General features: G+C 72.2%; 17 protein-coding genes and 2 pseudogenes. 3 read left to right on the forward strand and 16 right to left on the reverse strand.

The features are described from left to right. Positions 1–18 precede the first annotated feature (18 nt). Positions 19–1,596 (reverse strand): MocR-like pyridoxine biosynthesis transcription factor PdxR, encoded by a 1,578-nt coding sequence (gene pdxR / locus AC0KTA_RS01060; RefSeq protein WP_481053175.1) that lies wholly within the window; start codon positions 1,594–1,596, stop codon positions 19–21. 28 nt (positions 1,597–1,624) lie between these two features. Between pdxR and AC0KTA_RS01065 the strand changes: the two genes are divergently transcribed. Both AC0KTA_RS01065 and AC0KTA_RS01070 read left to right on the forward strand, forming a co-directional pair. Further along, on the forward strand, positions 1,625–2,224 hold the full coding sequence (locus AC0KTA_RS01065) for a LysE family translocator (RefSeq protein ID WP_481053176.1): 600 nt from the start codon (positions 1,625–1,627) through the stop codon (positions 2,222–2,224). Between the two features lie 261 nt (positions 2,225–2,485). Beyond that, a pseudogene (locus AC0KTA_RS01070) lies at positions 2,486–2,812 on the forward strand (B3/B4 domain-containing protein); the annotation flags it as partial. Positions 2,813–3,015: 203 nt separating this feature from the next. Here the strand turns inward: AC0KTA_RS01070 and AC0KTA_RS01075 are convergent. Further along, positions 3,016–4,371 carry a cytochrome P450 gene (locus AC0KTA_RS01075; protein WP_481053177.1) on the reverse strand — a complete coding sequence of 452 codons (1,356 nt, stop codon included), beginning with the start codon at positions 4,369–4,371 and terminating at the stop codon, positions 3,016–3,018. Between the two features lie 229 nt (positions 4,372–4,600). On the opposite strand from AC0KTA_RS01075, the gene AC0KTA_RS01080 reads away from it, so the two are divergent. After that, the gene (locus AC0KTA_RS01080) at positions 4,601–5,626 is read left to right on the forward strand and encodes a 7-epi-alpha-eudesmol synthase (protein ID WP_481053178.1); all 1,026 of its coding nucleotides are present in this window, start codon (positions 4,601–4,603) and stop codon (positions 5,624–5,626) included. A gap of 76 nt (positions 5,627–5,702) precedes the next feature. Here the strand turns inward: AC0KTA_RS01080 and AC0KTA_RS01085 are convergent, their stop codons facing one another. From AC0KTA_RS01085 to AC0KTA_RS01150, 14 genes and pseudogenes are all read right to left on the reverse strand, one after another. Further along, the gene (locus AC0KTA_RS01085; RefSeq protein ID WP_481053179.1) at positions 5,703–6,986 is read right to left on the reverse strand and encodes a cytochrome P450; all 1,284 of its coding nucleotides are present in this window, start codon (positions 6,984–6,986) and stop codon (positions 5,703–5,705) included. After that, entirely contained in the window at positions 6,983–7,603 is a 621-nt protein-coding gene (locus AC0KTA_RS01090; RefSeq protein ID WP_481053180.1) for a GTP-binding protein, read from the reverse strand. Before AC0KTA_RS01090 ends, AC0KTA_RS01085 begins: the two co-directional genes overlap by 4 nt. Next, entirely contained in the window at positions 7,584–7,958 is a 375-nt protein-coding gene (locus tag AC0KTA_RS01095; protein ID WP_481053181.1) for a DUF742 domain-containing protein, read from the reverse strand. Before AC0KTA_RS01095 ends, AC0KTA_RS01090 begins: the two co-directional genes overlap by 20 nt. Continuing rightward, positions 7,955–8,365 carry a roadblock/LC7 domain-containing protein gene (locus tag AC0KTA_RS01100; RefSeq protein ID WP_164317178.1) on the reverse strand — a complete coding sequence of 137 codons (411 nt, stop codon included), beginning with the start codon at positions 8,363–8,365 and terminating at the stop codon, positions 7,955–7,957. The genes AC0KTA_RS01095 and AC0KTA_RS01100 overlap by 4 nt, the downstream gene beginning before the upstream one ends. Positions 8,366–8,369: 4 nt before the next feature. Next, complete coding sequence (locus AC0KTA_RS01105) at positions 8,370–9,950, reverse strand: sensor histidine kinase (protein WP_481053182.1); 1,581 nt, start codon at positions 9,948–9,950, stop codon at positions 8,370–8,372. Between the two features lie 489 nt (positions 9,951–10,439). Further along, positions 10,440–11,519 (reverse strand): LacI family DNA-binding transcriptional regulator, encoded by a 1,080-nt coding sequence (locus tag AC0KTA_RS01110; RefSeq protein WP_481053183.1) that lies wholly within the window; start codon positions 11,517–11,519, stop codon positions 10,440–10,442. A gap of 216 nt (positions 11,520–11,735) precedes the next feature. Further along, positions 11,736–12,587 (reverse strand): ROK family protein, encoded by an 852-nt coding sequence (locus AC0KTA_RS01115; protein ID WP_481053184.1) that lies wholly within the window; start codon positions 12,585–12,587, stop codon positions 11,736–11,738. 323 nt (positions 12,588–12,910) lie between these two features. After that, positions 12,911–14,581 (reverse strand): annotated as a pseudogene (locus AC0KTA_RS01120) (class I mannose-6-phosphate isomerase); the annotation flags it as partial. 26 nt (positions 14,582–14,607) lie between these two features. Beyond that, complete coding sequence (locus AC0KTA_RS01125; RefSeq protein ID WP_481053185.1) at positions 14,608–17,823, reverse strand: glycoside hydrolase family 38 N-terminal domain-containing protein; 3,216 nt, start codon at positions 17,821–17,823, stop codon at positions 14,608–14,610. Between the two features lie 26 nt (positions 17,824–17,849). After that, the gene (locus tag AC0KTA_RS01130) at positions 17,850–18,662 is read right to left on the reverse strand and encodes a carbohydrate ABC transporter permease (RefSeq protein WP_481053186.1); all 813 of its coding nucleotides are present in this window, start codon (positions 18,660–18,662) and stop codon (positions 17,850–17,852) included. Between the two features lie 15 nt (positions 18,663–18,677). Then, on the reverse strand, positions 18,678–19,655 hold the full coding sequence (locus AC0KTA_RS01135; protein WP_481053187.1) for a carbohydrate ABC transporter permease: 978 nt from the start codon (positions 19,653–19,655) through the stop codon (positions 18,678–18,680). Continuing rightward, positions 19,652–20,962 (reverse strand): ABC transporter substrate-binding protein, encoded by a 1,311-nt coding sequence (locus AC0KTA_RS01140; RefSeq protein ID WP_481053188.1) that lies wholly within the window; start codon positions 20,960–20,962, stop codon positions 19,652–19,654. Before AC0KTA_RS01140 ends, AC0KTA_RS01135 begins: the two co-directional genes overlap by 4 nt. A gap of 550 nt (positions 20,963–21,512) precedes the next feature. Then, positions 21,513–22,061 carry a GNAT family N-acetyltransferase gene (locus AC0KTA_RS01145; protein WP_481053189.1) on the reverse strand — a complete coding sequence of 183 codons (549 nt, stop codon included), beginning with the start codon at positions 22,059–22,061 and terminating at the stop codon, positions 21,513–21,515. Between the two features lie 379 nt (positions 22,062–22,440). Then, positions 22,441–22,896, reverse strand: coding sequence for a glycine-rich domain-containing protein (locus tag AC0KTA_RS01150; protein WP_481053190.1), 456 nt, complete (start codon positions 22,894–22,896; stop codon positions 22,441–22,443). Between the last annotated feature and the right edge of the window lie 159 nt (positions 22,897–23,055).

Below are 23,055 nucleotides of genomic sequence, written 5' to 3' on the forward strand. Positions count from 1 at the left end.
GGCAGGCCGGCGCGGCGCTCAGCCCAGCAGCTCCCCCAGCACCGCCACGCCCTCCCGGATGTCCGACGGCGTGCTCGCCGCGTAGCCGAGGACGAGGCCCGGCCGCTCCGGGCGCTGGGCGTGCCAGGACAGCGGCTGCACCTTCACGCCGCGCTCCAGGGCCGCGGCGGCCAGCGCGGTGTCGTCGCGGCCCGACTCGAAGGTGACCATCAGGTGCAGGCCCGCGGCGGCGCCGTGGACGACGGCGCCCGGCAGCCGCGCCCCGATCGCCTCGATCATCGCGTCGCGGCGGCCGCGGTGGCGGCGGCGCAGGAACCGTAGGTGCCGCTCCAGCTCGCCGGACTCCATCAGGTGGGCGAGGACGAGTTGGGGCAGCGCCGCGTTGCCGAGGTCGGCGAACCGTTTGGCGTCGACGAGGGCGCTCCGGTAGCGGCGGGGCGCGAGCAGCCAGCCCACGCGCAGGGCGGGCGCGAGGAGCTTGGAGACGCTGCCCGCGTACGCGACGTGGTCGGCGAGAGTGGAGCGCAGGGCGGGCACGGGCGGCCGGTCGTAGCGGTGCTCGGCGTCGTAGTCGTCCTCGATGATCAGTCCGCCGTCCCGGGCCCAGCCCGCGAGCTCGCGCCGCCGTCCGCCGTCGAGGACCACGCCGGTCGGGAACTGGTGGGCCGGGGTGAGCAGCGCGACACGGGCTCCGGTGGCGCGCAGCGCGTCGACGCGGATGCCCTTCGGGTCGACGGGTACGGGCGGTGACTGGAGGCCGGAGTTGTGCAGGTGCTGTCGTATGCCCAGCGAACTGGGGTCCTCGATCGCGACGCTGGTGACGCCCTCGTCCCGGAGCACCAGCGCGAGCAGCCCGAGCGCCTGGGCGGTGCCCGCGACGATCAGGACGTCGTCCGGGTCGGCGGCGATCCCCCGGTTCCGGGCGAGCCAGCGCGCGACGGCACGGCGCAGCGCGGGGGTGCCGCGGGGGTCGCCGTAGCCGAAGTCGGACGGTACGAGTCCGGCGAGCACCGACCGCTCGGCGCGCAGCCAGGCCGCGCGCGGGAAGGCGGCCAGGTCCGGCAGGCCGGGCGAGAGGTCGATGCGGGCGGGGGCGGCGCGGAGCGCGTCGAAGATGCCGGTGCCGGGCGGGGCCGTGAACAGCCCCGGCGATCCCGGCACGCCTGGCCTCCCTGGCGCCCCTGGCATCCCAGGCAGTCCTGACGCGCCGTCATCCGTCGTCACCCGGCGCTCCGTCGGCCGCGCGAGCGGCGCAGCAAGGACGACGGTCCCGCCCCTCCCCCGCCCCGCCACGTGCCCGTCCTCGGTGAGCCGCCGGTACGCCTCGGTCACCACGCCGCGTGAGACGCCGAGTTCCCCGGCCAGGACGCGGGTGGCGGGCAGCCTGCTCCCGGCCGGCAGCAGCCCGTCCGCCACCGCGTGCCGGATCTGCCGGGCCAGCCAGTCCGCCATGCCGCCCTTCGGGGCCTCGGCGGGGTTCAACTGCAGGAAGTCGGAGGCGGCGACAGCGAGGGCGGCCGGGCCGACGGCAGCGTCCGCGGGCAGGGCGACGGCAGTTATGGACCTGTCAGAAGGAGATCCATTGGACCTGTTCATGGATCCATTGTGACGGGAGAGTCAAGCCATGGAGTTCCTGCTGACCTCGCTCGTCCTCACCGTGACGCCGGGCACCGGGGTGCTGTTCACCGTCGCGGCCGGCCTTTCGCGGGGCACCCGCGCCGGTGTCGTCGCGGCCGTGGGCTGCACCGTGGGCATCGTTCCGCACATGCTCGCCGCGATCACCGGTCTCGCCGCGCTCCTCCACACCAGCGCCCTCGCGTTCCAAACGCTCAAATACCTCGGTGTGGCGTACCTCCTCTACATGGCGTGGAAGACGCTGCGCGACAAGAGCGCCCTCGCGGCGGAGCGGGACGGCGCACCGCGCTCCGCGCGCGACGTGATCCTGTCGGCTGTACTGATCAACCTCCTCAACCCGAAGCTCACCCTGTTCTTCTTCGCCTTCCTGCCGCAGTTCGTCGCCGAGGACGAGCCGTACGCCTTCCTGCGCATGGCCGAACTCAGCGCCTACTTCATGCTGGTGACGCTGGTCGTGTTCGCCCTCTACGGAGTGTTCGCCGCCGCGGTGCGCGATCACGTCATCGGGCGGCCGCGGGTCATGGCGTGGCTGCGGCGCGTCTTCGCGGGGGCGTTCGCGGCGCTCGGCGCCAAGCTGGCCTTCCTCTGACGCCGCCGCAACCGTTCTCCCCCCTCCCGTCCCGTCTCCCATCTCCCGATCGGAACCACCGTGCACTTCCAACACGCGAGCGACCTCTGGCAGGACTTCCCCCACCTGGTCCCCGGATTGATCTTCGCGCGGGGCATCACCCCCGACGCGGCGGTCGACCGGCCCGTCGCCGAGTTCGGTGCGGCGGCCGCCGAGCGGCTGACCGCGACGCAGGAGAGCGGCCTGCCCGAAGTCCAGGCCTGGCGGCGCGCGTTCTCCGCGATGGGCCTGAAGCCCACGCAGTACCGCTGCGCGTCCGAGTCCCTCCTGCGGCGCTTCCGCAAGGAGGGCTCCCTGCCCCGCATCCACCCCCTGATCGACCTCTGCAACGCCGCGTCCCTGGCGTACGGCATCCCGGTCGGCGTCTTCGACGTGTCCCGCATCACCGGGAACCTCGAAGTCCGGTACGCCGACGGGGACGAGGCCTACGAGACGTTCTCGGGCGGGACGGAGCACCCCGACCCCCGCGAGGTGATCTTCGCCGACGACGCCCGCCGGGCCCACGCCAGGCGCTGGACCAACCGCCAGAGCGGCCACTCGGCCGTCCGGGACAGCACCTCGGACGTCCTGATCATCGCAGAGGGCCTGCACGAAACCGCTCCGGCGGACGTGGCCAAGCTGATCGGGGCGCTCGCGGAGGAGCTGCGCGCCCACTGGCCGGTCACGCCGGAGACGGCGGTGCTGACGCGGCCTCGCCGCGGTTCGTGTGGTGAGGACGGGGCCCGTCAGTCGTGTGGTGAATGCGGCGCCCGTCAGGGCTCGCGGCGCGAGGGCCGCATCAGCAGCGTGCTCGGCCGCACGGTGGCGCGGGCCTCGGGGCGGACCTCGCGGTCCGAGGCGAGGTCGAGGCGCCACATCCTGGTCAGCGTGGCGATGGCCGTGGTGAGTTCCGTCATCGCGAAGTGATCGCCGATGCACTTGTGCTTGCCCGCTCCGAAGGGGAGAAAGGCTCCCTCCGGAAGTGCGGCCCTCCATGGCTCGTCCAGCCAGCGGTCGGGGTCGAAGCGCAAGGGGTCCGGGAACAGGGAGGCGTCGCGGTGCAGGGCGTGCTGGCAGTACGCCAGTTCCGTGCCGGGCGGGATCTCCCAGTCCCCGAGGCGGACCGCGTCGAGCGTGCGACGGGTCACCAGCCACCCGGTGTGGTGCAGGCGCAGGGCCTCGGTGATGACGTTGCGGAGGTAGGGGAGGCGCGGCACGTCCTCGAAGGTCACCGCGCGGCCCGCGAGGACGTCCGTCAGCTCCTCCTGCAGGCGCGCGTCCACCTCCGGGTTGCGGGCGAGTTCGTACAGCACCCAAGAGAGGACCGACGCCGTGGTCTCCGTGCCGGCCACCGCCAGCGTCAGGACCTCCGAGCAGATCTGGTGGGCCGCCATCGGCCGGCCCGTCTCCTCGTCCTCGGCCCGCAGCAGGGTGGAGAGCATGTCCCCCGTGTCGTGGCCGGACGCGCGCAGGCCAGCCACGGCGTCGCCGATGACGGCCCGCACCGCCGCGCGGGAGGAGTTGAACCGCCAGTTGGCGGGCAGCGGCAGCCGCTCCACCCAGTCCGGCAGCATGACGCGTGCGCCGACGCCGTTCATCACCACCGACAGATCCCGCCGGAGGCGACGGAACGCCTGCTCGTCCAGGCTCGAGGCGAACACCGTCGCGGCGAGCATGTCCAGGGACAGCTTGACCATGGCCTCACGGACGTTGAGCGTCGCGCCCGGCCTCCAGGCCTCGGCCGTGCGGATCACCTCGTCGCGCATCAGGTCGACGTACCGCGCGATCTCGTCGTGCCGGAAGGCCGGCTGCAACTGGCGCCGCTTGCGGACGTGCTCGGAGCCCGCGGCGGTCACCACGCTGTCACCGCCGAGGACTTGGCCCATCTTCTCGAAGAACCGCCCCTTGTCGAGCCCGGGGGCGAGGTCCACGAGCATCGTGCGGATCAGCGCCGGGTCGTTCACCACGAGGGTGGACTGCCGTGGCTGCAGATGGATTCTCACCACCGGGCCGTAGTCCCGCAGCGAGGCGACGAAGGCCAGATTGTCACGCAGGAGGGGTATCGCGTGGCCGAGCAGCGGGAGGGCTCCCGCCGCCGTGGGGATGGGGGGCGCCGCAACGGTGGTCACGTCGGCTCAGAACTCCTGAAGCGGTAGGGACAGTTCCGCCCATCACTTCCCGTCCCGACGCCTGAGCAATCTGTGATCTGTGTGGCACGTGAGCCGAGTTGGCCAGATCACAGCATAGATCGTTTGCGGCCGGGGCAGCCTCGGAGCGCAACTCGATCAATGAGCATGCCAAGCGTCCGCTCGTGGGCGCCGGGGGGAGCCGTACGAGCACACCCCTAGGAGAACGTGAATGCCCCAGGACGTCCGGTTCGAGATCCCCTTCTCCACCCCGGTCAGCGACCATCTCGACTACGCCCGGGACCGGCATCTGCGCTGGGTGCGCGAGATGGAACTCGTGCGCAGCCAGGCCGGTTTCGACGAATACGTGACCTGGGACCTCCCTCAGGCGGCGATACGCACCTACCCGTACGCGTCGGCCGACGACATGGTCGTGCTGATGAACTGGTTCTCCCTGGCCTTCCTCTTCGACGACCAGTTCGACATGGCGCAGCCCGGCCGCGCCGATCGCATAGCGGAGGTCGCGCGGGAGCTCGCCGTCACTCCCCTGCGCCCCGCGGGCAGCGCGCCCCGCGTCGTCTGCCCGATCACGAGGGCCTGGGCGCAGGTGTGGGAGCGGTTGTCCGACGACATGTCCCTGGCCTGGCGCACCCGGTTCGCCGCGTCCTGGGGCCGGTTCCTGGTCGCGCACTCGGAGGAGATCGACCTGGCCGCAAGCGGCGTCACGCTCGAGCTCGCGGAGTACACGGCGTTCCGGCGGCGCACCGTGGGCATCCACCACAGCATCGACGCGGGTGAGCGCAGCCGGCGCTTCGAGGTGCCGGCGCAGGCCCAGGCCCACCCGGTGATGATCCGGCTGCGCGATGCCGCGGCGGACACCATCGGGTTCATGAACGACATCCACTCCTTCGAGCGCGAGGCACGGAGAGGGGACGGCCACAACCTCATCGCCGTGCTCCGCCGCACGCACGACTGCGGCTGGGAGGACGCCACGGCGGAGGCGATCCACCGGACCGAGGAGCGCCTGCGGGACTATCTGCGGCTGGAGTCCCAGGTGCCGCAGCTGTGCGACGAACTCCGGCTGAACGACGACGAACGCGCGCGTGTGGGCATGGGTGTGGAGGCCATCCGGCACTGGATCAGCGGCAACTACGAGTGGTCGCTGACCACGGGCCGCTACTCGGCGGTCAAGAACACCCCGGCGGCCGCGGCCGAGAAGCGGGGGCACGGGTCCGTCGACGACTTGCTGAGCGTCTGACCCGTACAGGGCGTACGACCCGGCGTGACGGATGACGGACGCCGGGTCGCGTGCCCCGTACACGGCGCCTCGTGGGCTACGCCTCCTGAGCCGTGAACTCCACCGGCAGGCGGTCGAGCCTGGCCTCCCAGGAGGACGCGGTGGCCGTGAGGTCCTCGGGAGCGGCGGCGAGGCGCAGCCCGTGCAGCCGGTGGATCAGGGCGTCGACCGCCGTCTCGATGATGGCCTGGCCCACGCCTTGTCCGGGGCACTCGTGGGAGCCGCCGCTGAACGCCAGATGGGCCTTGTTGCCGTGCAGGGCCGCCGTGGCGTCGGGCCGGACCTCCGGGTCGCGATTGCCGGCGGCCAGGCCGAGGACCAGCAGATCGCCCGCCTTCACCTCTTGGCCGCCGAGCTCCAGGTCGGCCGTGGCGAAGCGCCCCGGGCAGACGGCCAGCGGCGGGGTGTTCCACATGACCTCTTCGACGACCGCCGAGATGTCGAGACGGCCACTCACCAGGCCGGCCATGTGGGACGGGTGGGTCAGCAGCAGTTGGAGCACCCGGGCCAGCAGGTTGCTGGTGGTGGTGTGCGCGGCGATGAGGACGAGCCGCAGATGGCTGAGGACCTCGCCTTCGTCCAGGTCCGCACGGTGCTCGAGGAGGCCGGTGGTGAAGTCCGACCCCGGCTCGGCGCGCTTGCGCTCGGAGAGCTCACCGAGGATCTTCATGATGCGGTCGTTGTGCGCCAGCGCCTCCTCGCCGCCCTTGATCACCTGGGCGCAGGAGACGGCCAGTTGCCGTCCCTCCCCCTCCGCGAGCCCGAACAGCCTGGTCAGCACGAGCATCGGCAGATACTCGGCGTACTCGGTCACCAGGTCGGCCCGTCCGGTGGACACGAAGGCGTCGATCTGCTTGTTGGCGAAGTGCGTGACATGGCGCCGGATCCCGCGGCCCGCGATCGCCTGCAGATTGTCCGTCACGGCCGCGCGCAGTCGCCGGTGCGCCTCGCCCTCCTGGGAGACGCAGTCGGGGCGCCAGCCCACCATCTGGATCAGCGGGGACGACTCCTCGATCCGGCCCTCCTTCCAGTCCCGCCAGATCCGCGAGTCCCGCGTGAACTGCCGCGGGTTCTCGAGCACCCGACGGTTCTCCCGGTAGCCGAGGACCAGCCAGGCGGGCACGTCGCCCTCCAGCAGGACGGGGGCCACCGGGCCGTACCGCTCCCGCAACCGCTCGTAGATGTCCTGGGGATCGCGCGCAGCGTCAAAGCCGTACAGGCGGGTGAGGGAGTCGGGACCGCCGTGTGCCACGGGGCAGCCCGAGGCGGCGGCCTCCTGCGGGGCGGCGCCGGGCGGGCCGGTGGGACCGGGGGCGTTCATCGGGGCTCCAGGGTGGCGGCCGAGCGGTCCTTCAGGTGGTGTATCAGCGCGATGAGCACATCACGGCTCGACGCCCGGTCCCGGGCGTCGCACGCGACGATCGGGGTGTGCCGTGGGACGTCCAGCGCGTCCCTGACCTCGTCGATCGGGTGCTCCTTGGAGTCGGGGAAGACGTTGAGGGCGATGACGAAGGGCACGTTCTGCCGCTCCATCTCCTCGATGGCGCGGAAGCTGGACGCCAGGCGCCGCGTGTCCACCAGGACGATCGCTCCCAGGGCTCCCTTGAACAGGCCGTTCCACAGGAACCAGAAGCGTTCCTGGCCCGGCGTGCCGAAGAGGTAAAGGACCAGTTGGTCGTTGATGCCGATCCGCCCGAAGTCCAGGCTGACCGTGGTCTCCTGCTTGTCCGCGATCCCGATGAGGTGGTCGACGTCGGCGCTGGCCTGCGTCAGTGTCTCTTCGGTGGTGAGCGGCCTGATGTCGCTCACCGAGCGCACCATGGTGGTCTTGCCGGTGCCGAAGCCGCCGGCGATCATCACCTTGACCGAGCGGCTTCCGGCGGGCAGGGCGCCCGGTGTCGCCGACCGGTCCGGACGGTCAAAGCCTTTCCAGGCCACTGAGTACCTCCTCAAGGAGCGCGAGGTCCGGCCCGCGACCGGATACGGATGAAGCCGGGATGGGGTCACGGGCCTCCACCCGGCCCGCTGCCAGCAGGTCGGTCACCAGCACCGCGAGAATGTTGAACGGCAGCCCGAGGTGGGCGCCCAGCTCGGCCACCGACAGCGGGTCGCGGCACCGGCGCACGATCTCCTCGTGCTCGTGCTGCATGCCGGGCGCGGGCGCGGCACGCGAGACGATGAGCGTCGCCACGTCGAGCCCGGCGGCCGGCCCGTCCGGCCCGCTGCGGCCGCCGGTGAGGACGTAGTAGCGCTCCAGGCCGGACGGGTCGGCGGGCCGCTGGGGGCCGCTCATCCAGACTGCTCCTCCCGGCGCGGAGTGGTGCCGAGAAGCTCACCCATCCTGCGGGCCAGGTCCCTCATCTGATGGCCGAGCAGCCCTTGGTCGAGGCCTTCCTTGGCCAGTACGCCGAGGTACGTCTCCACGCCGGCCCGCACCACGAACAGGTGCCCGCCGTCGACCTCGATCATCGCGAGGCGCAACTGGCCGCCGTATGCGGGGAATTGCTCGGCGACGGGCTGGGCCAGGGCCTGGAGGCCCGCGACCACGGCGGCGAACCGGTCGACGTCGTCCGGGTCGTCGGCTCCGTACGACGTGATGGCCTTGCCGTCGCTCGACGCCACCAGGGCGAAACGGATCTCCTGGATGCTGTCCGTCAGATCACGCAGGGCCCAGCTCACGTCGGTCTCGTGCTGCGTCATGTGGCTAGTCCTTGTCTTCCGTGTCTTCCGTGCGGGGCTCGTCGGTCGCCCGTCCCGCGGTGGCGAAGGCCGCCAGGCCGGTGAAGGACGCGTCCGGCGGCACGACGGGCTTGGCCACGGCCGCCGCCGGGGCCCCTTCCGGGCGGCCCGCCAGGTCCGTGGAGGTGTCGCGCGCAGAAGTCCTGCGCCGCTTCGGCAGTCCGCCCGGAGTGGTGTCGGCGTCGGCCGCGGCGGCCGCGAAGCCGTCCTGAGGAGTCGGCTGCGGCATCGGTGCGGCACCCTCCGACGGCTCGGGCGGGGCGGCGGGCGCCGCCTGCGTGCCGGGCACGGCGGAGGCCGGCAGCGGGCTGAAGTACTTGTGGGGGACGACCACGACGACCGAGGTGCCGAGCCAGGGCGAGTCCGCGAACGTCACCCTGATCCCGTACCGGCGGCCCAGCGTGCCCACGACGCGCAGGCCGAGGTGTGCGTCCTCCGACAGGCCGCCGAGGCCGGGGCCCGCCGCCACTCCGTCGAGGGAGTCCAGGGCCTGCTGTTTCTTCTCCTCGCTGAGGCCCTTTCCGGCGTCCTGGATCTCGATGCCCACGCCGTTGGGCACTTCCTTGCCGGACACGATCACCGGCTCGGTGGGCGGCGAGTAGCGGGCCGCGTTGTCCAGGAGGTGGGCGAAGATCAGCGTGAGGTGGTCCACCAGGCCGCCGTCGACGCCCAGTTCGGGCAGCTGGCGGACCTGGACGCGGTCGAAGTCCTTGATGCGGCCGATGCCGCCGCGCACCACGCTCAGCAGACGCTGCGGCTCCTGCCACTGCCGTCCCGGCCGGTCCGTGCCGCCGAGGACGCCGATGCTGGCGGCCAGACAGTCCGCGGGGCCGATCGCCTGGTCCAGTTCCATGAGCCCCTGGGCGATCACGGGCGAGCGGCCGTGCTCGCCCTGCATCTCGTGCAGGCGGCCGCGGATCTTTCCGGTCAGTACGTGGAGCCTGCTGCCGATGCTGATGACGGCCTGCTCGGCCGACGTGCTGCGGTTGAACTCCTCCTCGACGGCGATCAGGCCGGTGCGGAGGACCTTGCGCAGCGACTTCCTGAACTCCGGTGACACCTCGGTCTCTTGGGTCAGGTCCGGCAGCACGTCGTCGATCGCCTCACCGGCGCGCAGCCCCTCCAGGGCCGTGGGCAGGAAGTCGTCGCTGAGCCGGGTGACCAGTTCCTGCTGCCGGTTCAGGCGCCACTGCCACGCCTTGACCTCGTCGGCGAGCCGGGCCTCGACGGCGGCGCGCTGGGCCCCGTGCTCGCGCTCGAGCGCGGCGACGTGCTGCTGCCACTGCTGGGTCTGCTGGATCCGGACCGCGTGCACCTCGGCGGTCGCGCGGCCCAGTTCCGCCCGCGAACGCAGCAGCAGGCGGACGCACAGCGTGGCGGTCACGGTGGCGCCGAGTCCCGCGAGCGCCAGGGGTATTCGCGTCTCACCCGAGTCGGCCACCGCGCCGGCGACCGTGCCCGCTCCCAACCCGAACGGCAGCAGCCACCAGGAGCGCCAGGCCTTTGATCCTTCGGCCGCCGCCGGTGGCGGAGTGGCAAGTTCCATCTGCATCCTCAAACCAACGCGATCGGACAGGAGACAACCAGCAACATGGCCGCGCTCGTGCATCAGAAGCGCGCCCGAGATCAGCGACGCCCTCCTTGTCACCTGCGTGTTCCCCCGTACGGAAGCGCGACGGCACGGCGTGCCGCGACGGACAGCAATCGCGTCAACACGCCACGCCGTCACGGAGCTTATCGGGTGAACGGGGATGTGGATCAACCCGGTCCGGTACTCACTACTGGGCAGTACACGGACTTTCGGCCGAGATCTTTCGGTGGCTCCTCGGGGTGCCGTTCAGCGCCGTCCACCTGTGCCACGAAGGCTCAGAGGGCCTTCCCGCCGGGGCTCTTGTCCCCTTCCGGGACCGGCGGCGGGGTGTGAGAGGCCTGATTCACCAGGGAGTGTGCGTCCGCAAGCTTGTCCATTTCCAGGCGGTCCCGAACCGGTTGGCGCTACCGTGTGCGGTTCCACTCGGGCCCGGGCAGGGCGGAATCATCTCCCGTACTCGACAAGGCCGGTGGCCGCCACCACCCGCCGCGGCGGCACCGGCTCGCCCGGCACGCCGGCAGCCGCTCGCCCCTCGCCCGCCGCACCCTCGCCCGCCGCACCCTCGCCCCTCCGCTCCCGCATCCGCTCCACCAGCAGCCTCCCCGCCGTACGCCCCAACTCGTCGCTGTCGTACGTGACGAGGGTGAGCGGCAGGCCGAGGGCGTCGGCGAGTTCGAAGTCGTCGAAGCCCGCCAGGGCGGTGTCCGTGCCGGTGGCGCGGATGGCGCGGAACGCCCCTATGGTGTTGCGGTTGTTGGAGCAGAACAGCGCCGTCGGCGGGTCGGGCAGGGCGAGGAGCCGGGCGGCGGCGCGCTCCGCCTCGGCCGGTTCGGTCTGGCCCTGGCGTACGAGGCGGGCGTCGGCCGGCAGGCCCGCGTCGGCGAGGGCCGCCCGGTAGCCGCGCAGCCGCTCCGTGCCGGTGTAGACCGCGGGCGGTGAGCCGAGGAAGCCGACGCGGCGGTGGCCGCGGGACAGCAGCCGGGCCGTCGCCTCGCGGGCGCCGCCGAAGTCGTCGACCAGGACGCAGTCGGCGTCGAAGCCGTCGGGCGGGCGGCTGGCGAGGACCACCGGGACGCCCTCGGCCGCCGCCGCGGCGAGGTGACGTTGGTCGGAGCCCGCGGGCACGGCGATGATGCCGTCGACGCGGCGCGCGACCAGGTCCGCCACCAAGTCCCGTTCGCCGTCCAGGTTCTGGCCGGTGTTGCCGATGACCGTCTTCAGGCCGTCGGCCGCCACCACGGAGTCCACGCCGAGGGCGAGCCGGGAGTAGAAGGGGTTGGCGAGGTTGGTGACGACCAGGCCGACGAGGCCCGTGCCGCGGCCCAGGCGGAGGCTGCGGGCCACTTCGTTGGGCCGGTAGCCGAGGGCGGCGGCCGCCGCGCGGACGCGGTCGCGGGTCGCGGCCAGCACGCGCGGGTCGTCGCGCAGCACGCGCGACGCCGTCATGGCGCTGACCCCGGCGCGCTCGGCGACGTCCCGGAGGGTGGGGGGCTGCCCGGCCCTGGAGTCCCGCGGTGCGGGCATGGGCTTGCGTTCCTTTCGTTCTCGCGGCGCGACGGCCTTTTCGTTCTCGCGGGGCGCGTCGGCCTGTTCGTTCTCGCGCGGGCGCGTGGGCCCTGTCGTTCTCGCGCGGCGCGTCGGCCCCTTCGTTCTCGCCGGAGGGCAAGCGGCTCGTACGTCACGTGCCCCGACCGCACGCCGGTGCGGGCGCCCGGTGGCGGCTCCCGCCACCGTGACGGCTCACCCCGCCCCCACGTACACCCCCGCCCCCACGAGCCCCGCGTCCTGACCCAGCGCGGCCGCGCACAGCGTGACCGGAGTATCCCCCAACGCGCCGCGCAGCGGGGGCTCGACCAGGTCCCAGGAGCGGGCCAGGCCGCCGCCCACCACGAGTGCCGTGGCCTCGAAGGCCCGCAGGTGCGGGGCGAGGGCCCGGCCGAGCGCGGTCAGGGCCTCGTCGAGGACGCGGGCGGCGCGCGCCTCGCCCGCCCGCGCCCGCCCGGCGATGTCGGACACCTCCGCGTCCCGGTCCCCGTACCGGGCGAGCAGCGCCCGCCGCGACACCACGTCCTCCAGCGGCCGCCCTTCGGCCTTCAGCAGGTCGACGCGGCCGAGCGGCGGCACCCCCGGCCCGTCCCGGCGCACATCCCCGTCCACGAGGAACGCCGAGCCCACACCCGTACCCAGGGTGATGCCCACGCAGCGCCGGTGCCCGCGCGTGGCGCCCGCCGACCACTCGCCGAGGGCGAAGGCGTGCGCGTCGTTGAGGAAGACGGCGCCGGAGGGGCGCGGCCACACGCCGTCGAGCAGGACCGAGCCCACGTCGATGCCGTACAGGTCGTCGAACTTCCCGACGCCTTCGAAGCGCGCGACGCCCTTGTCGTAGTCGAAGGGGCCGGGGACGGCGACGCCCCACACCGCGGCGGCGGGGGCGTCGATCTGCGTGGCGCAGCGGACCACCGTGCCGAGGACGTGCTCGGCGGTGCCGCGCGGATTCAGGGTGCGGTGCGCGCGGCGGAGCACGCGGGCCCGGCCGGCGTCGACGAGCGCCGCGGTCACGTGAGTGCCGCCGATCTCAAGGACCGCCGTCATGAGCGCCCCACGTCCGGACGAGCCACATCCGAGCGGGCTGCGTCGGGACGGACCGAGCCCGGGCGAGCCGCGTCCGGGCGAGCCGCGTCCGGGCGAGCCGCGTCGGGACGAGCCGCATCCGAGCAAGCTGCGTCTGGACGGACCACGCCCGGACGAGCCGCACCCGAACGAACCGCATCCGAACGAACCGCATCCGGACGAACCGCGCCCGGGCGAGCCGCGTCGGGACGAGCCGCATCCCGACGAACCGCGCCCGGACGGACCGCGTCCGGTTCCGCCCCCTGCGTAAGGGCCGCCGCCGTACCACCCGCGTCCGCCGTCAACCGCACCAGCGCCTTCACCACCTTCGCACCCCCGCCCCGCGCCACGATCCGGTACGCCCCGACGGCCGCCGGAACCGTCAGCGTCTCCGCGTAGGCCAGCGCGTGCCGGTGACCGGTCGCCGTCCGGATCTCCACGCCCTCCCCCTCCACGACGTTCAGGACGTGGAAGCGGCCCGCCGTGTCGTCGTCGGCGACGGCGCCCGCGTCCAGGGCGTACCGCCGTACCTCGTAGAACATCTCGTCGAGGGCGCCGATGACGTCCTCGTGCCAGCCGTCGCCGGAGCGCAGGAGGCGGGGCTCCTGGACGAGGTCGCGGGCGACGGCCTCGCCGCGGCGGCGGGTGTCGAGGTTGGCGAGGCCGTGTTCGTAGGGGAGTTGGCGGGGGCGGCCGTCGGCGTCGGGGCGCAGCCAGTCGTAGAAGCGCAGGCTGTAGAGGTAGGGGGTGGCGCTGATCTCCAGGACGAGGTTGCCCGCGCCGCTGGCGTGCGGTGTCCCGGCCGGGATCATGAAGAGGCGGCCCTGTTCGGCGGGGAACGTCAGGACGTGGTCCGCGGGGTCCATCGGCACGCCGTCCTCCGCCGCCTCCTCGACCTCCTTGCGGAACAGGTCGACGTCGGCGTCCTCGCGCAGCCCGAGGAACACGCGGGTGCGGGGGCTGCCGAGCGTCATGTAGTACGTCTCGTGCTGGGTGTAGGACCAGCCGAACCGCTCGCGCATGTACGGCTCGCGCGGGTGGCAGTGGACCGACAGGTCCCCGCCGTCGACGGTGTCCAGGTAGTCGAAGCGGATGGGGAAGGACGTGCCGAAGCGGGCGCGCACGTCCGCGCCGAGGACCTGGTCGGGGTGCAGGACGCACAGGAGCTGGAAGGGGATCTCGGCCTGGAGTCGGGGGCCGGTCCCGATGAGGACGCCCGACTCGGGGGCGATGAGTTCGTAGCCGAGGGCCGTGTTGCGGGCACCGGGGCTGAAGCCGAGCGCGCGCTGCGCCCAATGTCCGCCCCACGGCGTCGAGTTGAAGTACGGCCGGGTGCGCACGGGCCGACGGGCGAGGACGGCGAGGGTGGACCGCAGGCCGGGGCCGTCGACGTACACGGGACGGTCGGGATCCTGGACGTCGAGCCAGGCGTCGACGCGCGGGGCGAGGGCGTCGCGGTGGCGGTCGAGCATCGGCCAGTCGATGTAGAACAGCCGCCGCAGGCCGGGGGCCGCGTCGGGCAGTCCGAGGTTGCGTCCTGTGCCCGCGGCGACGGCCGCCTCCGCATGCCGCTTGGGTACGTCGGCGTACCACAGGACGTCGTGCGGGACGAGCGAGGCGCCGGGGCCGTGCACGAGCAGCAGGCCGTCCTGGGGTCTTTCCCCGCCCGGGAGTCGGTCGAAGAGGTCGCTCAGGGGGTTGGTGGCGAGCTTGCAGTAGTAGGGGTCGCCGGTGCCGTCGTCGGTGCGGCGGCGCACGTCGTGGGGGGAGGCGTAGTGCGCCTGGACGTCGAGGGTCCGTACGGGGACGGCGAGGTGCTCGGTCAGGCGGGCGGCCAGGTGGGGGAAGTCCACCGACGGTGGCCCCTCCACGGCCACGGTCGCCGGACCGTCGGGCAGGTGCGCGGCCACGGCGGACCAGCCGGCGGCCATCACGGCCCCCGGCGCCGGGCCGTAACGCGGGTCGAGCCGGTACACACGTTCTCCTTACCGCTGACAGCTCCTCAGGCGCGTACGAACAGCACCGCCGCCGTACCGAGTGCGGGCACGCCGACCGTCACCTCCCCTTCCTCCAGCGGCAGTTGATCCCCACGGTCGCCCAGATAGCCCGCCCGGTACGCGGCGCGCGCCGGGAAGCCGATCCCGACGGCGCACTCCACCCGCTCCTCGGCGAAGGACTGCAGCCGCAGCAACATCTCGCCCGCGCGGGGCGTGGTGGCGCCGACCAGGCGGACCCGGGGATCGGCCAGCCGGACGAAGGAGTGGCCGGCCGGGACCGGGGCGTCCCCCCATGCGCCCCGGGCCCGGACCGCCCGCAGTGGCCTGCTCCACGCCGCCGCCGTCCGGGTCCCGAGCCCGGTCGCCGTCGGCGCGCACGCGACGCTGTAGCGGAAGGTGAACTCGAAGCCCTGCTCGCTCGGAAAGTTCGTGTCCCACAGGTTGTTGTGGATCCAGGAGAAGACGGTGGCGGACTCGTCGTGGCCCATCGTCTTCGGGAACGGCGCGTACGGCAGGGCGACGTTGCCGAACTGCACGAGCGGCGCGTCCTGCGTGGACCAGGCGACCGCGCACCCCGCGTCCGCGAGGGTCACCCAGCGGCGCACGGCCCGCATGTGGCGCGCGGATCCACGCACCACGGGCAGGCCGGTGCCGGTGACGCCGCCGGAGGCCTCCATGCGCACGGCCGGGTCTTCGAAGGCGAAGGGGAACGCGAAGTAGGCGCTCTCCTTGCCCAGGGTGCGGTCCTTGTCGAGGCGGTTCTCGATGTCGAGGCGCGGCACGCCGCGCGGCAGGGTCAGGGTGACGCGCAGCCGGTTGGCGCCCGCGGGGCGCGTCTCGTACGTGAGCGACTCGGCGGTGGCCGTGGAGGTGCGGGCGATCAGCGCGGCGGGCGGGGCGACGGCGCGCTTCCCGAGGTGTTCAAGGCGGTCGGACGCGGTGGTGCGGCTGGAGTTGTGGTTGAAGCCTCCGGAGGTGGTGTAGCTGTCGTGGAAGTAGCCGTTGAAGCCGACGACGGGGTCCGCGCGGACGAGTTCACGACCGGTCGACTTGTCGATGACCGAGGCGACGCAGGCGTGCGCCAAGTCGACGCGGACGGCGAGGTGTTCGTTCTCCAGGAGGGTCGGCTCGGGGTGGGCGAGGGCTTTTGCGGCGGTCTCGGCGGGGTCCTCGCGTTCGGTGCCACCGGTTGGGTTCCAGCCGGTGGCGGCCTCGGCCACAGTGGTGTCGCCCGCGTCGTGGGCGGCCGTGTCGTCGGCGGCGGTGTCGTGGGCCGCCGTTTCGTGGGCCGCCGTGTCGTCGGCGGTGACGTCGAGACGTACGGAACCGGCGGCGGGCACGTCGTCCACGCGCACCACGAGGAACCGCCCGGCGTCGCGGTGGTCGTCGTTGCTCTGCGGCCGTTCCTCGTGGGCGAGCCGGGCTCCGGTGCGGGCGTCGCGCACGGCCACGGACCGCTCCAGGGGCACGCTGCTCTCCGGCAGGAAGATCCGTACGGCGTCCGTGCGCGGCCATGAGCAGGTGTTGACCACGTGGTACGTCGCCAGGGCGTCCGGCGCGGCGGCGAGCCGCTGGCCGAGGCGGGCGCTCGCCCGGTGCAGGAGCGCGATCCCGTCGTCGTGCGCGCGCATGGCCTGCCCGTACTTCCAGTGCCACTGGTGCTCTCCGGAGTGGCCGCCCTCGTCCCCGTGCGTCCACGGGTCGCCGGCGCCCCAGGTGTGCTCGTCGAAGAGCGACACCGCTTCATAGACCCCGGCGGCGTCACGCGTGTCGTCCTCGGCCCCCGTGGCGTCGAGGAGGGACGCGAACGCGCCGATGGTCTGGGCGTCGGCGACCACGGACTGGGCCGTGCGGGCCAGGGACAGCGGCCGTGCTCCCGCCCCCACTCCGTCGACCCACCAGTCGGTCCAGTCGCCTTCGAAGGTGGCGATCTCATCGCCGAGCCTGGCCTCGGCGTCGCGGAAGAAGTCCTCGTTGCGGGAGAGCCGCAGCCGGGGGTACGCCCAGGTCTCGTTCCAGCGCCGCACGGTGGCGGCGATGACGCGGCGCGGCGGCGCGTTGTCCCCGAACTTGCCCTGGACGCGCAGGTGCAGGACGTCCCAGGGGTACGGCTCACGCTTGATGTCCTCCTGGTCCATGGCCCAGCCGAAGATGCCGCCCCGGTAGGGGTAGGGGTGGCTCGCCAGGGCCGTCAGATAGGCGGGCAGCAGGTCGTCGACGTCGGCGTACGCGGTGTCGAAGCCGAGCAGCGGGCCCTCCATGTAGGCGAGGCCGTGCGGGGTGTCGGTCATCCACACCAGGACGCTGTTGCCGCTGGGCGCCCCCCAGCGGAACAGGCGCGGCAGCTTCTCCCCGCCGACCAGGTGCGGCACCGAGCGGCCCGCCCAATTGTGCGCGACGGACAGGTACTTGACCCCCGCACCGGCCAGCGCGTCCACCAGGCCCACCACCGCGCCCGGCACATCCGTCTGCATCGCGGAGGTGAAGCGCACCCCGTAACGGTCGCGTACGTCGTGGGCCGGGCGCAGCAGTTCGTGCAACTCGTCCGTGGAGCAGGTCTCGGTGTGCAGGTTGAACGGCAGCGCCGTGAGCTCGATACGCCCCTCCCCCACCCGGCGTATCAGCTCCGCGACCTGCTCCACGGGACGAGCGTCCGCCCACTGCCGGAAGGACCACAGCGACTCGACGCACCAGCGGAACCGGGACTCGTCCGGCCAGTCGTCCGTCTCCCGGGTCAGCTCCAGGCAGGAGTCGAGGAAGGACAGGTGCTCGTCGAGGACCTGTCCCTGCGGGTCGGTGTATCCGATGTCGAGGTGCGAGTGGTGCACCAGGTGGATGGTCCACCGGCGCTGCGGCGTGAGGGGTACGCCGATGCCCTCGCCGTCGCCCGGCAGGCCCACGGTGACGCGAGTGGGCGCCTCGACGGCGGGCAGCAGCAGCCGCACGGCCTGGCCGGGCCCGGCCAGGCGCTCGGCGCGCAGGACCGTGCCCGACTCCGTCCGCACCTCCAACTGGCCTGGAACGGCCGCCCCGTTGACGGGATCGACGCGCAGTGACTGGAGGAGCGTGCCGTCGTCGGCGTACCGCAGGAGGGGTTCCTCGGTGAGCCGCAGCACGCGGCCGTCGAGTGTGCCCTCGGCGCCGACCACCGAGGCGTGCAGGGCGGCGTGGATCCGGTCGTTGTCCCAGTCGGTGGTGCGGACCAGGGCGCGTGTCGTCATGCGGGTCTCTCCCGGGTGGTCGTGGGTCAGCGGGCGGAGGCGGTGATGCCGCGCAGGAACAGGCCGCGGAACACCAGGAAGAGCACGAGGGTGGGCGCGGAGACGATCAGCGCCCCGGCGAGGATGACGGGCGGGCCGGAGGAGGAGTAGGCGTTGTTGAGGGTGGTGAGGGCGGCCATCACGGGCTGGACGTCGGCGCTGCGGCTGAGGGTGATACCGAGCAGCAGGTCGTTCCAGACGGCGGTGAACTGGAAGATGAAGGCCGCGCCGAGCCCCGCCCGCATCAGGGGCACATGGATGCGCCAGAAGATCCGCCCGAAGGACGCGCCGTCGATCAGCGCCGCCTCCGTCAACTCCGGTGGCATCGTGGTCATCTGATTGCGGATCAGGAAGAACGCGAACGGGACGGCCCAGGCCACGTACACCAGCATCAAGCCGAGCCTGGTGTCGTACAGGTTGGCGTCCGCGTACAGGCCGAAGAGCGGCGCGAGGAACATCTGGAGCGGGAACAGCGTGCCCGAGTAGATCAGCCAGAACCAGAACGCGGGCCTGGGGATGGGCAGGACCACGACCGCGAAGGCCGCCATCGCGGCGACGAGCACCGCCACGAGGCCGCACACCACGGCGTACAGGAGCGAGGCCTGGAAGCTGTCCCCGATGCCCGCGTCGTCCCAGGCCGTCCGGGCGTTGTCGAGGAGGTCGAAGCCCTGGAAGGTCCAGCCGGGCTTGCCCTCGTACGCGGTCGACGGGGTCAGCGCGTTGACGACGAGCAGATACAGCGGGATCAGCCAGAGCAGCACACATCCCGCGACGAAGAGGTTGCGTACGACACGTCCCATGGCCCGCTCCCCCCCTCAGCCCCTGGCCCAGCCGGTGTCGGGCATCTGGCGGCGCAGATAGGCCCAGGACGAGGCGACGACGATGACGGAGAGGACGAGGGCGATCGCCGAGCCGTAGCCCACGTGGAAGAGCCGGAACGCCTCGCGGTACATGGTCAGGGCGAGGGTCTCCGAAGAGCGCGACGGGCCGCCCTTGGTGAGGATCCAGATCAGGTCGAACGCCTTGAGGCTGTTCACCACGGCCATGCCCACGACCACGACGGTCACCGCTCTCAGTTGGGGAAGCGTGATGTACCGGAACATCCGCCAGCCGCTCGCCCCGTCCAGTTCGGCGGCCTCGACGGTGTCCCGGGGGATGGCGCGCAGTCCGATGGCGAACAGCACGACGTTGATGCCGGTCGCCTGCCAGGTGCCGGCGACGATCAGGGCGAGGGTGTTCTGCGGCCACTCCAGGAGCCAGGTCTGCGCCCACGAGTCGAGGCCGACGCCGCGCAGGACCTGGTTGACCGCGCCGTCGGAGGTCAGCATGAAGTTCCACAGGACGGCGGTGGCGGCGGCCGAGATCGCGAACGGCAGCACGATCACCATCCGCGCGACGCCGCCGAACCGCATCCGGTGCGTGGCGACCGCGATCAGCAGACCGAGCAGGACCGGAAGCAGCAGCGTCCCGGCCACCCACATCAGGGTGTTGAGCAGCGAGCGGCCGAAGACGGGGTCGTCGGCGAGCCGCGTGTAGTTGTCGATGCCGGTGAAGCTGCTCGTGAAGCCGTTGTCCTCGAAGAAGCTGCCGTACACGCTGCGGAAGAACGGGTAGACGAGCAGGACCCCGACGAAGGCGAAGGCGGGCAGCGCCCAGGGCAGTGCGGCAAGGGGCCCGCCGAGCCGGGCGCTCGGCCGGACGGCCTGGTGGGGCGTGCGCGTGGGCACCCGGCGGCGGACGCGGCGCGCCTTGACTGGCGCGGAGGCCGGGGCGGGGGTGGCGATCTCCGTCATGTCCGCTCCGCCTCCCGCCACACCTTCCAGGCCTCGTCGGCGCGGTCTTGCATGGTGCGCAGGACCTTGCGGTACGAGGACGGGTTGAGCAGGAAGCCCGCGAGGTCGTCGACGGTAGCCTCGACGAGCTCGGGCGGGCCCTGCTCCCAGAACCGGTTGAGCAGCCACAGCCGGTCGCCGCGCACCTGCTTCGCCAGCGCGCCGACGACCGGATTGGCGGCAGGGACCTTCGGGTTGGGGCAGCCGTCGCCGAGCGCGTGCGAGAAGGCCTTCATCACGGCCGGGTGCAGCCAGTTCCTGGTCGCCTTCAACGCCTCGGCGCGGTCGGGGCCCTTGACGGTGGCCACCAGGGCGCTGGACTCGAAGACGACGGCCGGCCGGGCCTTCGGGTCGGCCATGGGCAGCACGAAGGCGCCGACGTTCTTGCCCGGTTTGCCACCCGCCGCGGTGAGCGTGGAGCCGAGCCAGGTGCCGCAGGGCAGCATGCCGACCTTGCCGTGCACGACGGCCGCCGCGGCGTCGTTGTGGTTCATGTCCATCGGCGTGAACCAGTCCTTGTCGAAGAAGGAGGCAAGGGTGCGCAGGGCGCGTTCGGCACGCGGGTCGGTGTACTTCTCGCGGCCGTTCATCAAGTCGTCGTAGAACCGCGGGTCCTGGCGGCTGAGGATCTCCTGGAACCAGATGAACGAAGGCCAGCGGCCGTCGGCGGTGCCGTGCAGCGGCGTGACCTTGTTCCGCTTCAGCCGGTCCGCGGCGGCGAGGAAGTCGCCCCAGGTCCGCGGGGGTTGGAGACCGTGCTCCGCGAAGACCTCGGGGTTGTAGAAGAACACCCAGTACGCGAGGTTCATCGGCAGGCCGTACACGCGGCCCCGGTACGTGAACACCTTGCGCAGCGACGGGTCGGCCCAGCCCTTGGCGGCGGCCGCGTCCCACTGGCGGCTCAGGTCGACGATGCCGCCGGTGCGGGCCAGGTCCTGGAGCCGGTAGCCGGACGCGTACTTCAGCATGTCCGGGGTCTTGTCGGTCCGCAGCGAGGACTTGACGACCTGCTCGAACGACTCCAGGGACGGATTGACCTCCGGTACGAGACGCAGCCCCGCGACCGACTTCATGGCCGCCCCGGCCGCAGCCATCGGCGCCGACCAGGCCACGCTGTCCCCGAACACGGCGACCCTGCCCGGCGGTTCGCCCTCGGCGGTGCCGCAGCCGGTGGCGAACGTGCCGGCCGCGGCGGCCGCAGCGGTGAGGAGGGTGCGGCGAGCCACGGTGGAGTGTGCGGGGTGTGCGGTGGGCGTGGTACCTGGCATGGGTGCCCCCACAGGTGGGTCCCGGGCGTCCGTCCCGGCCGGTGTTAGCGTTAACACGAGCGTCATGGAGCGTCGCGGCGGCGGGGGTGGTTGTCAAGGGAGCGGGGGCGAAGTGGGGGGTGGATCGGGCCAGTTGGGGGGCGGGGGTGTGCTGGGCGGGGGCGAGGGCCGACCGGGCAGGTGCGGCGGGGGGCCGCCGGGCGGGGGCGGGGCGCGCGGGTTGGGGTGCGGGGTCCTGGCAGGGCACCCATGTGACGGCGGCGCCCCTGCCTGGTGTGCCGGCACCGTCTCGGGCCGGGCCTCGGCGCGTACGTCGCCGCGAGCATCACCGCTAACCCGGGTGTCACCTGCGTCCCGTAGGGCGGGGCGTCACCAATGTCCGGGGTCGCAGAAATGAGTAGTTCTGAGAGACCACGGACCCTCGCTGAGCCGTGTCCAGTTTGCACCCGATTACGACGTTCGGAGCTTCACGGCGCCAAATCTTCAGCGGTATCTGGCGCAGTGGACCGGCAGAATCGGTGGCCTCGTGGATCCGTGCTGCCAAGCACGTTCAACCAGACAGCGTGGCCGAGGACCACACGCCGAACCACTGCTCGGCGCCGTACTCCTCGAACCGCTCCACCTCGGTGAACCCCAGCTTCGCCGCGAGGCGCATCGAGCGGTCGTTGGCAGTCTGGGTGCAGAGCACCACCGGCTCACCGGGAAGCGCGTTGGCGAACCAGTCGAGTGCCGCTGCGCACGCCTCGGCAGCGTACCCGCGGCCCCACGCTTCCGGCAGGAGCATGTAGCCGAGCTCAGCCTCACTGGCATCCGGACGGACGTGCCCCGGACGCTCTGCGTCGCGCCGATCGAGGTTGATCGAGCCGATCATCGCTCCATCGATATCGATCACGAAGACGCCAGGGCGTCGCCCGGGTACCTCTGGGACCGCGCGTTCGAGCTCGTCGCGCGGTCGAGGGCCACCGAGGTAGGTGCGCACCTCTGGCGAGGCGAACAGCTCGACGAATGCCGCACGATCCCGGGCCTCGGACTCGCGGAGCACGAGCCGTTCGGTGCGTATCGGGGCAGGTGGCCAGGCGACGGCTCCAAGGTCAGTCATGGCGGGCAACCTATCGAACGACGGCCGAACGGCACGCGCCCAAGCTCACGAACACAGCCGCAACTCCTCAAGGCATGACCGAGGGGCCAGGAACCCGCCGGAGGTGCGCTTGGGCGAACTCGCTTCGGCGGCTACAGCGCACGGTGCTCGCGGAGCTTGCCGCGCTCCTTGGGCAGTTGGTCGCCGAGGGAGAGGTCAAGGGTGGGGAACCGCTCGGCGACTTCATCGGGGGCGAGCGGCGAGATGACGGGGGTCTCCCAGGGCCTGTCCGACGGATCATCGTCACGGCAGGTCAGCCTTGATCAATGATCCGCGGGACGCGACTGCGGACTGGTTGTCCGGTCATCGCGAACTTGGCGAGTCCACTCAACTTGTCATGTCATGCCCCGCCGCCACCCGGACGGCAGCTCGACCCGCCCCCGGTGCAGTCGGCCGCGCTGGCGTCCGCGTAGACCTCGGGAGCCGCGCCATAGCCGACCGCCTGGAGGGCGGCGACGGTCTTACGGATCTTGTCGGGAGTGCCGTAGTTGTCGGCAGGCTCGTGATGGATGAACCAGCCGCCGGTCAGACGGGACGAAAAGGCGAAATTCCTGCGGGTGCGCCGTAGAGCGGCGTGCCAGACCTCATCCATGTCGCTGGTGAGCGCGTAACCAGCGTCGGGGTTGTCGGCGACGAGGGTGGCCCAGTCGGCCCAAGCCGTCACCAGCAGGCCGATGTACTCGGCGCTGAAATCGAGATGCTCCTTGGCGACGTCTGCGGCGAGGTCGGCCGCGAAATCGGAGAACTCGCCGGCCAGCAGCTCGGCGCCGCGGGACCTAGTGAGGGTGCCACTCATATACTCCTCCTCGATCTCCACTCGTGGATAACACCGACCCCTCGGTCCCCTTGATCGTCTCACCAGCAATTGTGAGCAGGGCACAACACTTGGGACCACTACGAGGCAGGCCCTACTTCTGAGTGTCAGTCCGCAAAATGTGAGATCACAATCAATGAT

Source organism: Streptomyces sp. Y309, from assembly GCF_056712025.1.